This window comes from Mycobacterium sp. IS-1742, assembly GCF_001500125.1.
GTDB lineage: Bacteria > Actinomycetota > Actinomycetes > Mycobacteriales > Mycobacteriaceae > Mycobacterium.
In genome coordinates this window covers 25438-39770 of the sequence record NZ_LQIV01000024.1, presented here as the reverse complement: position 1 = coordinate 39770, position 14333 = coordinate 25438, and the positions used below count along the sequence as shown (strand labels likewise).

Sequence of the window (14333 nt, the reverse complement as noted above, 5' to 3'; positions counted from 1 at the left end):
GAGCACCCAGATTCGCTACGTACGATTGGGCCGACACGATCCCCGACCGGCGAGGGCGCACAAGTGGGCACCGAGTGGACCGACAACCGCAAGAACCTGATGCTCTTCTCGGGCCGCGCGCACCCGGAACTGGCTGAACAGGTCGCCAAGGAGCTCGACACCCCGGTGACCGCGCAGACCGCGCGCGACTTCGCCAATGGTGAGATCTTCGTCCGCTTCGACGAATCCGTACGCGGCTGCGATGCGTTCGTCCTGCAGTCCCATCCGGCACCGCTGAACCAGCACCTGATGGAACAGCTCATCATGATCGACGCGCTCAAGCGCGGCAGCGCCAAACGGATCACCGCGATCCTGCCGTTCTACCCGTACGCGCGGCAGGACAAGAAGCACCGGGGCCGCGAGCCGATCTCGGCCCGACTGGTCGCGGACCTGCTCAAGACCGCGGGCGCCAACCGGATCCTCACCGTCGACCTGCACACCGACCAGATCCAGGGCTTCTTCGACGGTCCGGTCGACCACATGCGGGCGCAGAAACTGCTGACCGGCTACATCGCCGAGCACTATCCGAGCGAGAACATGGTCGTGGTCTCCCCAGACTCCGGTCGCGTCCGCGTCGCCGAGAAGTGGGCCGACTCGCTGGGCGGCACGCCGCTGGCCTTCATCCACAAGACCCGCGATCCGCTGGTGCCGAACCAGGTGGTGTCCAACCGCGTGGTCGGCGACGTGCGCGGCAAGACCTGCGTCCTCACCGACGACATGATCGACACCGGCGGCACCATCGCCGGAGCGGTCAAGCTGCTCAAGCAGAACGGTGCGGACGATGTGATCATCGCCGCGACCCACGGTGTGCTGTCGGATCCGGCGCGCGAACGCCTCGCCGAATGCGGCGCCCGCGAGGTCATCGTCACCAACACCCTGCCGATCGGCGAGGACAAGCAGTTCCCGCAGCTGACCGTGCTGTCGATCGCTCCGCTGCTGGCCAACACCATCCGCGCGGTGTTCGACAACGGTTCGGTGACAAGCCTTTTCGACGGGTCCGCCTAGCGTGGACGCACGGATCTACCACAACCCCAAGTGTTCGACGTCGCGCAAAACACTGGATTTGTTGCGCGAGAGCGGGATCGAGCCCGAGGTGGTGCAGTACCTGAAGACCCCGCCGTCGCGGGAGCAGATCGCCGCGATGATCGAGGCCGCGGGCATCGACGTGCGCACCGCGGTCCGCAAACGTGAATCGCTCTACGCGGAGCTGAATCTGGCCGACGCGACCGACGACGAGCTGCTCGACGCGCTCGCCGAACACCCGATCCTCATCGAGCGGCCGTTCGTCGTGACGGACAAGGGCACCCGGTTGGCCCGCCCGATCGACGCGGTGCGCGAGGTCCTGTGACGCCTCGCCGCGTCGCGGCGGCCGCAGCCGCGCTGCTGGTCCTCGCCACCACCGCGTGCGGCGCGGAAACCCCTGACTACCAAGCGCTCTGGAGCACCACGAGCAGTGCTCCCCCGCCGTCGGAGTCCCCCACCGAGACCCCGGTTCCGATCGCGCAGTACCTGGAGGGAGCCGGTGTCACCGGCCGCACGGTCGCCCCGGAGAAACTGCCCGACCTGACCGTGAGCATCCCGACGCCGCCCGGCTGGCAGCCGTACCCCGGCACCCAGTTCGAACCGGGCACCCGCGTCATCGCCAAGGGCGACACGTATCCGATCGCGATGCTGCTGGTGTTGGAGCTCACCGGTCAGTTCGACCCCGCCGAGGCGATCAAACACGGCGACGACGACGCCCGGCTGTCGGAGAACTTCAAGGAACTCAACGCCTCACAGGACAATTGGCGCGGTCTGCCGTCGGCGATGGTCGAGGGCACCTACGACCTCAACGGCCAACGGATGCAGACCTACAACCGGATCGTCATCGCAACCGGGGCGCCGCCGGCCAACCAGCGCTACCTGGTCCAGCTGACGGTGACCAGCTTCGCCGACGAGGCCGAGAAGCACGGCAAGGACATCGAGACCATCCTCGCCGGGTTCACTGTCGCGCCGAAAAAGTAACTGCATACAGTGGCAGCCATGAGTGACTGGACCGCTGCCGACCTTCCCTCCTTCTCCGGCCGCACGGTGATCGTCACCGGCGCCAACAGCGGCCTCGGCCTGGTCACCGCCCGCGAGCTGGCGCGCGTCGGCGCCGACGTCGTGCTCGCGGTGCGCAACACCGCCAAGGGCGACGAGGCCGCGGCCACCATGACCGGTAACGTCGCCGTCCGCAAGCTCGACCTGCAGGACCTCGCGTCTGTCCGCGACTTCGCGGCGGGCACCGACAGGGTGGACGTGCTGGTGAACAACGCCGGGATCATGGCGGTGCCGTACGCGCGGACCGTCGACGGGTTCGAGAGCCAGATCGGCACCAACCACCTCGGGCACTTCGCGCTGACCAACCTGCTGCTGCCCAGGATCACCGACCGTGTGGTGACGGTGTCGTCGTTCATGCACGTCTTCGGCCGCATCAACCTCGCCGATCTCAACTGGAAGGCGCGGCCGTACTCCGCGTGGCTGGCCTACGGGCAGTCGAAGCTGGCCAACCTGCTGTTCACCAGCGAACTGCAGAACCGGCTGCGCCGTGCCGGCTCACCGGTGCGGGCGCTGGCCGCCCACCCGGGATATTCGCACACCAACCTGCAGGGACAGTCCGGTCGCAGACTGGGTGACACGGTGATGGCCGTCGGAGGTAAGTACTTCGCGACCGACGCCGACTTCGGTGCCCGTCAGACGCTGTACGCGGTCGCCCGGGACCTGCCCGGGGACACGTTCGTCGGCCCGAGGTTCGCGATGCGCGGTCCGACCGGCCCGGTGTGGCGTACCCCGTTGGCCCGCGACATGAAGACGGCCGCCGCGCTGTGGACGCTGTCCGAGCAGCTCACCGGCACCACGTTCCCGCTCTGAATTTCCCGCTCAGAAATTTTGATGCACCACCCGGTTGCGGTAACCTCGACGCCGCATCACGGCGAGGGTGGCCCGGCCACCGTTATCGACGGGAACACACTGTTCACGCTGTTGTCCTCCCCCTGCCGTGTCCACCACCGGCATACAGGAGCACAGAACATGGCCAAGAACGCGGCCTCCACCCCGAACAAGCTGACCGCCGCCGTCCGCACCGAAACCGGTAAGGGCGCCTCCCGTCGCGCCCGCCGCGAGGGCAAGGTGCCCGCGGTCCTCTACGGCCACGGCACCGATCCGCAGCACCTCGAGGTCAACGCCCGCGACTTCGCCGCGGTGCTGCGCCACTCCGGCACCAACGCCGTGCTGACCCTCGACATCGACGGCACCGAGCAGCTCGCGCTGACCAAGTCGCTCGAGATCCACCCGATCCGCCGCAACATCCAGCACGCCGACCTGCTGGTCGTGCGCCGCGGTGAGAAGGTCACCGTCGAGGTCACCGTCGTCGTCGAGGGCGAGGCCACCCCGGGTGCGCTGGTCACCCAGGAGGCCAACGCCATCGAGGTCGAGGCCGAGGCCCTGTCGATCCCCGAGCAGCTGACCGTGTCGGTCGAGGGCGCCGAGGAGGGCACCCAGATCACCGCTGGCCAGGTGGAGCTGCCGTCGGGCGTCACCCTGATCTCCGATCGGGAGACCCTGGTCGTCAACGTCGTCAGCGCGCCGACCGCCTAGGAGCTCGAGGCCGAGGGCGGCGGCGCGTCGCTCGAGGAGCAGTCCGCGGAGGTCGCCGAGGCCGAGGCCGAGGCTGCCGAGGGCGAGGCTGCCGAGTCCGCCGAGGAATCGGCCGAGTAAGACGACATGGCCGACCCGTTGCTGGTGGTGGGCCTGGGAAACCCCGGGCCCAACTACGCCAAGACCCGCCACAACGTCGGCTTCGTCGTCGCGGATCTGCTGGCCGGGCGGATCGGATCGGGATACAAGGTGCACCGGAAATCCGGCGCCGACATCGCGACCGGCCGCCTGGCGGGCAGGGCCGTCGTGCTGGCCAAGCCACGCACGTACATGAACGAGTCGGGCCGCAACGTCGGCCCCCTCGCGAAGTTCTATTCGGTGGCGCCCGCCGACGTCATCGTCATCCACGACGAACTCGACATCGACTTCGGCCGCATCCGGCTGAAGTTCGGCGGCGGCGTCGCGGGCCACAACGGCCTGAAGTCGGTGGCGGCGGCGTTGGGCACGAAGGATTTTCAGCGCGTCCGCGTGGGAGTCGGCCGCCCGCCCGGCCGCAAAGACCCGGCGACGTACGTGCTCGAACCGTTCACCGCGCCCGAACGGGCCGAGGTGCCGACGATCTGCGAACAGGCCGCCGACGCGACCGAACTGCTGATCGCGCAGGGGCTGGAGCCGGCGCAGAATCTCGTGCACGCCTGGGCATGACCCGGCCCGTCCCCGCGAGCAGACGGAGAATCGCCCTATTCCTCGCGGATTCGGGCGATTCTCTGTCTGCTCGCGAAGGATGGGGACCATGACGCTGCTGACGGCCGGGCACGGTCGGCTCACCGGCGTGGAGTTGACCGACCTGCTGCGCGGCGCCGGGGTGCAGACGCTCGTCGACATCCGCCGCTTCCCCGGCAGCCGCACCCACCCCGACATGTCCCGCGATGCGATGGGGTCCTGGTTGCCCGACGCGGGGATCGTCTACCGGTGGGAGGAACGCCTGGGCGGGCGGCGGCGCCTTGCGGCCGACGCCCCGCGCTTGGATCCGTGGTGGCAGGTCGACCAGTTCGCCGCCTACGCCACGCACACCAGGACCGCCGAGTTCGACGCGGCACTGCGCGAGGTACTCGACGAAAGCGCCTCCCGCACAGTCGCGGTCATGTGCAGCGAGAGCGTGTGGTGGCGCTGCCACCGCCGACTGGTGGCCGATGTCGCGGTGCTGCGCTTCGACGCCGCGGTCGGCCATCTCATGCACGACGGCAGGGTGACGCCGCATCCGGTGGCGGCGGGCGCACGCGTGCGGGACGACGGCCACGTCGTGTGGGACGGGTAGACGCCGCGATTGCACACTCGGGGTCGAGCGGCGGGCTCAGCCTCCGGTGCGCTTGGCGTAGGCCCGCAGCGCGAACGGCGCGAACACCGCCGTCAGCGCCAGCGACCACAGCACCGTCGCCAGCACCGGATGATGCAGCGGCAACTGCGCATCCGGCGCGGCCGGGCCGCCGTTGCCCCACAGTTCCCGCATGGCCTGCGCCAGCGACGACACCGGATTCCATTCGGCGATCACGCGGAGCCAGTGCGGCATGGGCTCGGTCGGCACAAACGTGTTGGCCAGGAACGTGATCGGGAACAGCGCGGTGAACATGACGCCGTTGACCGCCTCGACCGTGCGCATCAGCGAGCCGATCAGAATGCCGAACCAGATCATCCCGAACCCGAACAACAGCAGCAGCGCGAACGCCAGCACCGTCTCGCCCACACTGCCCCGGATCCGCCACCCGATCGCCAGACCGGTCAACGCCATCACGACCACCCCCAGTGACGAATGGATCACGCTGGCGATACTGCGCCCGATGAGCACCGAGGACCGCGAGATCGGCAGTGACCGGAACCGGTCGATGATGCCCTTCTCGACGTCGGCGGTGATGCCGGAGGCCACGACGAACGCGGAGAACACGATGGTCTGCGCCTGGATCCCCGGCAGCAGGAACTCGCGGTAGGACGCCCCGCCGGTGTTGGTGATCGACGCCCCGAAGACGAACGCGAACAGCAGCACGAACATGATCGGCTGCGCGGTCACGTCGCTCAACATCTCCGGCATCCGCTTGGTGTGGATCATGTTGCGCTTGACCATGATCCACGACTGCTGCGCGAGATTGGTGCGATGGGTGAGCGGGCGCCGGGCCTGGTGCTGCAGGCGTGGTTCGACGGCGGTCATGCGGTGGCCTCCTCGTCTTCGGTGCGGTGGCCGGTGAGCGACAGGAACACGTCGTCGAGGCTGGGCCGCGACAGCCCGATGTCGTCGACGTCGATGTCGCTGTCGCGTAGCCAGCCGGCGACCCGGACCATGTCGGCCAGCCCGTCGGCGGCCGCGGTCAGCCGGCGGGCGCCCCGGTCGACGAACACCTCGGCGCCGGTCTTCGCCAGCAGCGCCTGGGCCGCGGCCAGGTCGTCACCGTCGGCCACCGTCACGACCAGGCTGGCGTTACCGGCCTGCCGTTTGAGCTCCAGCGGCGAACCCTCGGCGATGATGCGGCCCTTGTCGATCACCACGATGTCGTCGGCCAATTGGTCGGCCTCCTCGAGGTACTGGGTGGTCAGCAGCAGCGTGGTGCCGCCCTCGACGAGACCGCGCAGCACCTCCCACAGCTCGCTGCGGCTGCGCGGGTCCAGCCCGGTCGTCGGTTCGTCGAGGAACAGCACCGGCGGCGCGGCGAGCAGGCTGACCGCGAGGTCCAGCCTGCGGCGCATCCCCCCGGAGTAGGACTTCACCACCCGGTCGGCGGCGTGGTCGATCGAGAACCGCTCCAGCAGTTCGTCGCCCATCCGGGCCAGGTCCTTGCGCCGGATGCCGTAGAGCCCGCCGATCATCCGGATGTTCTCCCGGCCGGTGAGCAGTTCGTCGACGGTGGCGACCTGACCGGTCAGCCCCATGTGGCGGCGCACCTCGTCGGGTTCGCGCACGACGTCGAATCCGGCGACCCGCGCCGTCCCGCCGGAGGGCCGGGTGAGCGTCGTCATCATCCGCACGGTGGTGGTCTTGCCCGCACCGTTGGGGCCGAGCAACCCGAGCACGGTACCCGCGGGCACCGAGAAGCTGACGTGGTCGACGGCCGTCTGGTCGCCGAAGCGCTTCACCAGGTCGATCGCTTCGATTGCCGGTGTCATGCCACGACGGTAACCGCGACCACCGACGCGGGGCGAATGACTTTCGGACGACCGGCTGTACGCAGCGCATGATGGGTACACGGGAGGAGCAGGCCGTCGTCTCAGGAGTACCCGAAGTGGACGCCCAGTGGTTCGTAGCACCCGAGTACCGGCTGGCCAGAGAGGTCCTCCAGCGCGGTGTCGCGGCGATCTACCTGATCGCCTTCATCGCTGCGGCGCGACAGTTCCGGGCGTTGATCGGCGAACGCGGCATGCTCCCCGTCCCGGCCTACGTGGCGCGCGTGTCGTTCCGGGCCGCGCCCAGCATCTTCCACATCCGCTACTCCGACCGTCTGTTCGCCGCGGTCTGCTGGTTCGGCGCGGCCGTGTCCGCGGCGATGGTCGCCGGCGTCACCGATCTGGTTCCCCTCCCGGCGGCGACGGTCATGTGGCTGGTGATCTGGGCGCTCTACCTGTCCATCGTCAACGTCGGTCAGCGATGGTACGGATTCGGTTGGGAGTCAGTCCTTTTGGAGGGGGGGCTGGTGGCGCTCCTGCTCGGCAACGATGAGACGGCGCCACCGCTGCTGGCGATCGTGCTCGCCCGTTGGCTGGTCTTCCGGGTGGAGTTCGGCGCGGGCCTGATCAAACTTCGCGGCGACCGGTGCTGGCGCGACCTGACCTGCCTGGACTATCACCACGAGACTCAGCCGATGCCGGGTCCGTTGAGCTGGTTCTTCCACCATCTGCCGAGACCCCTGCATCGGGTCGAGGTCGCCGGTAACCACGTCGCCCAGCTCATCGTCCCCTTCGCGCTCTTCGCCCCGCAACCGGTGGCGAGCGTGGCCGCGGCGATCGTCATCGTCACCCAGCTGTGGCTGGTGCTCTCCGGCAATTTCGCCTGGCTCAACTGGATCACGATCGTCCTCGCCGTCAGTGCGCTCGACGACGCGGCCTTCGCGTCGGTGCTGCCGGTGACGGGTCCGCCCGCCCAGCCGGACACACCGGTGTGGTTCGCGGCGCTGGTGACCGCGGCCGCCGCGGCGGCCGTGGTCATGAGCTACTGGCCGGTGCGCAACATGGTCTCGACCCGACAGCGTATGAACGCGGCGTTCAACCCGTATCACGTGATGAACACCTACGGCGCATTCGGCAGCATCAGCCGCGTCCGGAACGAGGTGGTGATCGAGGGGACCGACGACGCGGAGATCACCGACCACACCGCGTGGAAGGAGTACGGATTCAAGGGCAAGCCGGGTGACCCGCACCGGCTCCCGCGCCAGTGGGCGCCCTACCATCTGCGTCTGGACTGGCTGATGTGGTTCGTTGCGCTGAGCCCGGCCTACGCGCGGGACTGGTTCGGCGAGTTCATCATTCGGCTGCTACGCAACGACGAGGCGACACTGCGTCTGCTGCGGCACAACCCGTTCCCCAATTCGCCGCCGCGATATGTGCGGGCCCGGCTCTACGAGTACCGGTTCACCACGTGGCACGAGCTGGTGCACGAGCGGATCTGGTGGCGGCGCACCCTCGTCGCCGAGTACCTGCCACCCGTCACGCTGGACAGGGCCCCACGCCGCCACACTCACGGCGGCCGTCGCGGGACTACATGACCAGCGAGACCGAGTTGGCGCGGCGCAGCTTGCCCGAGGAGGTCTTCGGGATGCTGCCCGGTCCGAGCACCACGACATTGCGCGGACGCATCTCGACCTCGGCCACGACCTCGTGGGCCACCTGATGCTCGATGCGGCGCACCTCGGCGGGATCCTGCCAGGCGTTCGACTCCACGGCCACGGCGAACGTCTCCCGCGAGTGTCCGGCATCGAGTCGCACCGCGACGGCGCAACCCGGACGGACACCCTCGACGCGGCCCGCCGCGCGTTCGATGTCGGTCGGGTAGATGTTGCGCCCGGCCATGATGATCACGTCCTTGACGCGCCCGCAGACCACGACGTGGCCGTCCTCGGTGATGTAGCCGAGGTCGCCGGTGTCGTACCAGCCGTGGTCGTCCTGGGCCGGGATGAATCCACCCATGGTCATGTAGCCCGGTGTGACGCATTCGCCGCGCAGTTCGATGACGCCCACCCCGCGAGGCGGCATGACGTTGCCGTTCTCGTCGATGACGCGGGCTTCGAGATCGGTGAGCAGCGGGCCCAGATCGGCCAGTCGCTTGGTGTTGCCCTTGGTGGCGGGCACGGCGCGGCGCAGCGCGGCCAGCAGGTCGGCGTCGACCTCGTCGACGACCAGACCCGCGCCGCACGGCGAGAACGACACGGCGAGCGTGGTCTCGGCCATGCCGTAGGCGGGCAGGATGGCCTCGGGCTTGAGCCCGAACGGCCTGCCTGCGTCGATCAGGTCCTCGACGTCGGCCGGCTCGACCGGCTCCGCCCCCGAGAGCGCGAAGCGCAACGTGGACAGGTCGAAGTCGCCCGGCTTGGCCTGGCGGCGCAGCCGCTTGGCCAGCAGCGCGTAGGCGAAGTTCGGCGCCGCCGTCATCGTGCCCTTGTACTTGTCGATGAGCTTGGCCCACAGCAGAGTGTCGCGCAGGAAGTCCATCGGCGTGACCTTGACAAGTTCGGCGCCGAAGTACATCGGGATCGTGAGGAAGCCGACCATGCCCATGTCGTGGAAACAGGGCAGCCAGCTGACCATGACGTCGTTGTCGACGTCGTACTCGGCGCCGATGAACATCGCCTCGGCGTTGGAGTGGATGTTGCGGTGCGTGACCTGCACGGCCTTCGGCGACCCCGTCGACCCCGACGTCAGCTGCATCAGCGCCAGATCGTCCTCGCCCACCTCGATGGGGTCGATCGGCTCGGCGGCCAGCAGGTCGGTGACGGTGAGGACCTTGATCCCCTTCTCCTCGAGCACCGGGATCGCGACCACGAACGGCTCGGAGACGATGACCGCCTTCGCCTCGATCATGCCGATGACGTTCATGGTGTCTTCGGCCCACATCGCGAGGTCGGTGCGCGGGGTGGGCTGGTGCAGCATCGTCAGGCTCGCACCGCGCATCCACAGCCCCTGGGCGGTCGGGGCGATCTCGACCGGGAAGCCGGCCAGCACACCCACGGCGTCCCCGAGGCCGACACCGGCCTCGGCCAGTCCACCGGCGATGCGGCGGGCCCGTTCGTGCACCTCGCCCCAGGTGTGGCGGATCGGGTCGTGCGGCTCGCCGGTCACCATGCCGGTGCTCACGGTTCGCGCGTTGCGGTACATCTTCTCGGTGAACCTGCTCACGACATCCTCCTGTGGACCGGCGCCACTGCCCGGCTTTTCATGCTCCGCCTGTTCACGCACGTTGCCGAGTAGGCACGCGCACACGATTGAGGAGCAGTTGGGTATCGAAACGGTGATGGACGATCGGCCCGGGCGTGCTTTGCGGCCCGATCGGGTCCGGTGGGATCACACGGTGACCCGCCGACGGCGCCGGCGGGGAAAGGACACGCGTCCGCTCGACCGCTAGCTTTCACCGCGGACCATCTTAAGAGACCCTTAAGTAACCTGCCAAACCGTCGCGACGATTGAGGCGTGGGTCACACTTTCCGGTCGCAATGACCTCACACCGATGACGACGGTGCGGGCACCACCCGGGCTCCCTGCACGGGGCCGCTGGCCACCCGCACGGTCCGGCACACCCCCGCACCGGCCAGCCGGGCGCCGACGTCGATCGCCCCGGGCGACGATGCGCACAGGAACGCGCACGTCGGCCCCGAACCGGACACGATCGCGGCCAGGGCACCGGCATCCAGTCCGGCGCGCAGCGTCCGCCGCAGCTCCGGATAGAGACTCAGTGCGGCCGCCTGCAGGTCGTTGCCGAGCAGCGGGGCCAGCTGATCGGCGTCCCCGGACGCCAGCGCGGCCAGCATCGGCTCCGGATCACCCAGCCGGGCGGGTTCGGACCTCGCCCCGCCGGCCGACGCGCGCAGCCGGTCGAGCTCACCGAACACCTTCGGCGTGGACAGCCCCTTCTTCGCGAACGCGAGCACCCAGTGGAAGGTGCTGCGGGCCAGGACCGTCGCGAGCTCCTCGCCGCGGCCGGTGCCCAACGCGGTACCGCCGTGCAGCGCGAACGGCACGTCACTGCCCAGTTCGGCGGCCATCGCGTGCAGATCGCGCCGAGGTACGCCGAGCTCCCACAGATGGTTCATCGCGACCAGTACGCCGGCGGCGTCGGCGCTGCCGCCGGCCATTCCGCCGGCCACCGGTATCGACTTCTCGATCGAGATCGCCACGTCGGGCGATCGGCCGACGTGGTCGGCCATCAGCTCGGCCGCTTTCCAGGCGAGGTTGCGGTCGTCGGTGGGCAGCGACTCCATGCCTTCGCCGGCCAGCTCCACCGACAGCGTGTCCGCGGTCGAGACGGTGATCTCGTCGAGCAGGGATACGGCGTGGAAGACCGTGGTCAGGTCGTGGTAGCCGTCGTCGCGCAGGTCACCGACGCCCAGGAACAGGTTCACCTTGCCGGGCACCCGCACGGTGACCGACCCGGTGGGAACCCACTCGGAGGCGGTGTTGCCGTTGCGCACCGCTCGACACTAACGCCGCATGTGAGCGGCGCAAACTCCAGCCGCGACCGAATCCGGCACTACTGGACGCGCACCTGCTCCTCGGCCTCGCCGGAGCGCTGCAGCAACCGGACGAAGTCCGCGATCGCAAGGGTTTCACCCCGTCGCGACGGGTCGATGCTGGCCGCCAGCAGCCGGCGCGCGGACTCGTTGCCCGAGCCGGCCCACTCGGCGAACGCGTTGCGCGACGTCTTGCGGCGCTGCGCGAACGCCACGTCGATCAGATCGAAGACCTGGGCACGGAAATCGGCGTCGGTCGGCCACGGGGACGTCTCGTAGCGGTCGATGCGGACCAGACCGGAGTACACCCGCGGGATGGGCCAGAAGACCGTCGGGGACACCATCCCGTAGCGGCGGACGTTGCCGTAGAACCGCACCTTCGCGCTCGGCACGCCGTAGTCCTTGCCGCCGGGGTCGGCGGCGAGCCGCTCGGCCACCTCCGCCTGGACCATGACCATGACCGACCGGATCGTCGGGAACTCGGCGAGCAGATGGAGCAGCGCGGGCACCGCGACGTTGTACGGCAGGTTGGCGACCAGTGCGGTCGGCTGGTTCTCCAGATCCGACGGCATCAGCGTCAGGATGTCCTGGTTGAGCACCGTCAGCCGGTTGATCTCGCTGTGCGAGTGATCGGCGATCGTGGTGGGAAGCTGTTGCGCCAGAAGCGGATCGATCTCCACCGCCGTCACGTGCGCACCGCGGTCGAGCAGCGCCAGCGTCAGCGAGCCGAGGCCGGGCCCCACCTCGAGGACGTGATCGTGGCGATGCACACCGGAGGCCGAGACGATCCGGCGCACCGTGTTGGCGTCATGGACGAAGTTTTGCCCGAACGACTTGCGCGGGCGGAAATCGATGTCCTTCGCAAGGCGCCGGATCTCGGTGCGCCCGAGTAGTCGGATTGTCACGACGCCCCCAACCTTCCACTACACGTGGGCCAGGCTCCCCAGCCTTGCCTTGCCCGCGTGACCTCAGCAATCGCGATCTGTTCTTCTCTTGTTGCCAGATCTGCCCTCGGAGCATACCGCAGACCCCCGTTGCGCTCCCAGGTGTTTTGATCAAATTGGACGCCACCGAAATATCCGTTACCGGTATTGATGGACCAATTACCTCCGGCTTCGCACTGTGCGAGGGCGTCCCACGTCGCCGCGGCACGCACCGGGGGGACCTCCGTACCGGGCTTGGCGCCAACCCGCAGAACGGCGTTCCTTGCAGGTGAAACAACGACATTGGCTACTGGCAGCCTGCCGGTCTCGACGCCGTTCACCTTTGAAATAGCAAAGGTTACGTCCTGAACGCCGGGGCTGCCCGGATCTTCGACGATCTGACGGCTCATGTTGAGTTCGACGTCCTCGATGCGGGTGTCGGCCGGCTGCAGCGGAAGCCGCTCGGTGACCTTCTCGACCCGGATCCGAGTTATCTGGATCTGCATCCCGTCGACCACCGGGGCCGACGCGGCCGGCACGACCTTGTCCCGCTGCTGCAGCGGTGCGCCCGCGGCGTCGAGCAGACCGGCCACGTTCGGCGCGGCCAGGCGCACCGTGCTGATCGCCCCGCCGTCGTCGATCTGGACGGTCTTGGGAGTGACGACCGGAAGCGACATCCCGCCGAGCGGCACCCGGCTGGCGCGCGAGGCGGCGGCCGGGGCGCTGTCGGTCATCTTCAGTTGCGCCAGCGCCTCGTCGACCGTCGACGCCGTGGTCCACACCTGCCTCGTGTGCTGACCGTCGAGCGAGATGTCCAGCGGCCGGCTGCGCCGCAGCACGATGGTCTCGGACTCGCGCACCTCGGCGTCACCGGCGGGGAAGAGGTCGTCGCGGTCGCCGACCTCGAAGCCGTTCTCCTGGACGACGTCGATCACCCGCGACTTCATCGTCGACACCGTGGTCTCGGTGCCGTCCACCGAGAGGGTGACGGTCTTGTGAGCGGCGACGGCATACCCGCCCGCGAAGGTCAACGCCACCAGCAGTGCGCCCACGATGATGCGCAGCATGGGCGAACGCGCCTCGTGCAGCCTGTTCAGAGCAGTCAAGTCGGTTCAATCCCTGTTTTGGTACAAACGTTTCAAAAATGCGTCGCTAAGTCCGCTTATGATCACAAGACGGTAACGAACTCCTTTACTGAGATCAACTTGCTGCGAGCCGGTATGCGCCGATGGCGTTGTCGGCTGTTTGCTGAGCCAACTCCTCAGCCGGCTGGTCACGGACCTCCGCGAGCGCCCTCACGGTGTACGGCAGGCAGTACGGCTCGTTGGGCGCGCCGCGGTACGGGTGCGGGGTGAGGAAAGGGGCATCGGTTTCGACGAGCAACTGTCCGCCCGGGATGAGGTGCGCGGCCTCTCGCAGCGCATGAGCGTTCCGGAAGCTCACGGTTCCCGAAAGGCTCAGCAGCCAGCCCGCCTCGACGCACGTGCGCGCCATCTGGGCGTCGGAGGAGAAGCAGTGGAAGATCACCGTCTCCGGGGCGCCCTCCGCGGCGAGCACGTCGAGGACGGCGGCGTCGGCGTCGCGGTTGTGGATCATCAGCGGCTTGCCGATCCGCTTGGCGAGGTCGATGTGCCAGGCGAACGCCTCCCGCTGCACGTCCGGTTCAGCGCATCCGTCGAGCTTGCCGGGCCAGTACAGATCCAGCCCCGTCTCCCCCACCGCCACCACCCGCGGGTGGGCGGCGAGCCGCTCGATCTCAGCCTTCGCCTCGTCGGTGAGCGCCCCGGCACGGGTGGGGTGCAGCGCCACCGCCGCGTACACCCGGTCGTCCCACTCGGCGGCCCGGGTGGCCCAGCGCGCGGCGGCCAGGTCGTCGGCGATGGTCACGACGGCCTGCACCCCGACCGCGCCCGCGCGGTCCAGGGCCGCCCGCACGTCGTCGGCGTCGCGCGCGCCGCAGGCGTCGAGATGGGTGTGCGCGTCGATCAGCGGCGTCAGCGGCTCGGGAGCGGGCGGCGCCGGACGGTTCGATCGACTCACGCCCCACACCATA

14 protein-coding genes and 1 pseudogene are annotated in these 14333 nt (G+C 68.8%); 8 read left to right on the top strand and 7 right to left on the bottom strand.

The features are described from left to right. Positions 1 to 63 precede the first annotated feature (63 nt). From AU196_RS16425 to AU196_RS16395, 7 genes and pseudogenes are all read left to right on the top strand, one after another. On the top strand, positions 64 to 1044 hold the full coding sequence (locus AU196_RS16425) for a ribose-phosphate diphosphokinase (RefSeq protein WP_059096152.1): 981 nt from the start codon (positions 64 to 66) through the stop codon (positions 1042 to 1044). A gap of 1 nt (position 1045) precedes the next feature. Further along, positions 1046 to 1387: an arsenate reductase (glutaredoxin) gene (gene arsC, locus AU196_RS16420; protein WP_059096151.1), complete on the top strand. Its 342-nt coding sequence runs from the start codon at positions 1046 to 1048 to the stop codon at positions 1385 to 1387. After that, a complete protein-coding gene (locus AU196_RS16415; RefSeq protein ID WP_059096150.1) occupies positions 1384 to 2043 on the top strand; it encodes an LpqN/LpqT family lipoprotein in 660 nt (219 codons plus the stop codon). The genes arsC and AU196_RS16415 overlap by 4 nt, the downstream gene beginning before the upstream one ends. A gap of 18 nt (positions 2044 to 2061) precedes the next feature. Beyond that, positions 2062 to 2931: an oxidoreductase gene (locus tag AU196_RS16410; protein ID WP_059096149.1), complete on the top strand. Its 870-nt coding sequence runs from the start codon at positions 2062 to 2064 to the stop codon at positions 2929 to 2931. A 159-nt stretch (positions 2932 to 3090) separates the two neighbouring features. Further along, positions 3091 to 3777: pseudogene (locus tag AU196_RS16405) on the top strand (50S ribosomal protein L25/general stress protein Ctc). Positions 3778 to 3783: 6 nt separating this feature from the next. Beyond that, positions 3784 to 4362: an aminoacyl-tRNA hydrolase gene (gene pth / locus AU196_RS16400; protein WP_059096148.1), complete on the top strand. Its 579-nt coding sequence runs from the start codon at positions 3784 to 3786 to the stop codon at positions 4360 to 4362. Between the two features lie 88 nt (positions 4363 to 4450). After that, positions 4451 to 4975 carry a DUF488 domain-containing protein gene (locus tag AU196_RS16395; RefSeq protein ID WP_059096162.1) on the top strand — a complete coding sequence of 175 codons (525 nt, stop codon included), beginning with the start codon at positions 4451 to 4453 and terminating at the stop codon, positions 4973 to 4975. Positions 4976 to 5011: 36 nt separating this feature from the next. Here AU196_RS16395 and AU196_RS16390 read toward each other — a convergent pair whose 3' ends face one another. Continuing rightward, complete coding sequence (locus AU196_RS16390) at positions 5012 to 5860, bottom strand: ABC transporter permease (RefSeq protein WP_059096147.1); 849 nt, start codon at positions 5858 to 5860, stop codon at positions 5012 to 5014. Further along, the gene (locus AU196_RS16385; RefSeq protein WP_059096146.1) at positions 5857 to 6810 is read right to left on the bottom strand and encodes an ATP-binding cassette domain-containing protein; all 954 of its coding nucleotides are present in this window, start codon (positions 6808 to 6810) and stop codon (positions 5857 to 5859) included. The genes AU196_RS16390 and AU196_RS16385 overlap by 4 nt, the downstream gene beginning before the upstream one ends. A 71-nt stretch (positions 6811 to 6881) precedes the next feature. Here AU196_RS16385 and AU196_RS16380 point away from each other — a divergent pair, with 71 nt between their 5' ends. Beyond that, positions 6882 to 8402: a lipase maturation factor family protein gene (locus AU196_RS16380; RefSeq protein ID WP_059096161.1), complete on the top strand. Its 1521-nt coding sequence runs from the start codon at positions 6882 to 6884 to the stop codon at positions 8400 to 8402. Here AU196_RS16380 and AU196_RS16375 read toward each other — a convergent pair. The 5 genes from AU196_RS16375 to AU196_RS16355 form a co-directional block, all read right to left on the bottom strand. After that, on the bottom strand, positions 8395 to 10029 hold the full coding sequence (locus AU196_RS16375) for a fatty acyl-AMP ligase (protein ID WP_059096145.1): 1635 nt from the start codon (positions 10027 to 10029) through the stop codon (positions 8395 to 8397). The two genes, AU196_RS16380 and AU196_RS16375, sit on opposite strands and share 8 nt — an antisense overlap. 320 nt (positions 10030 to 10349) lie before the next feature. Beyond that, positions 10350 to 11318, bottom strand: a complete 969-nt coding sequence (locus tag AU196_RS16370; RefSeq protein ID WP_059096144.1) for a 4-(cytidine 5'-diphospho)-2-C-methyl-D-erythritol kinase — start codon at positions 11316 to 11318, stop codon at positions 10350 to 10352. Positions 11319 to 11377: 59 nt separating this feature from the next. Further along, entirely contained in the window at positions 11378 to 12262 is an 885-nt protein-coding gene (rsmA, locus tag AU196_RS16365) for a 16S rRNA (adenine(1518)-N(6)/adenine(1519)-N(6))-dimethyltransferase RsmA (protein ID WP_059096143.1), read from the bottom strand. Continuing rightward, positions 12259 to 13386 (bottom strand): resuscitation-promoting factor, encoded by a 1128-nt coding sequence (locus tag AU196_RS16360; protein ID WP_059096142.1) that lies wholly within the window; start codon positions 13384 to 13386, stop codon positions 12259 to 12261. Before AU196_RS16360 ends, rsmA begins: the two co-directional genes overlap by 4 nt. Before the next feature lie 94 nt (positions 13387 to 13480). Continuing rightward, positions 13481 to 14332, bottom strand: coding sequence for a TatD family hydrolase (locus AU196_RS16355; protein WP_059096141.1), 852 nt, complete (start codon positions 14330 to 14332; stop codon positions 13481 to 13483). Position 14333 lies beyond the last annotated feature (1 nt).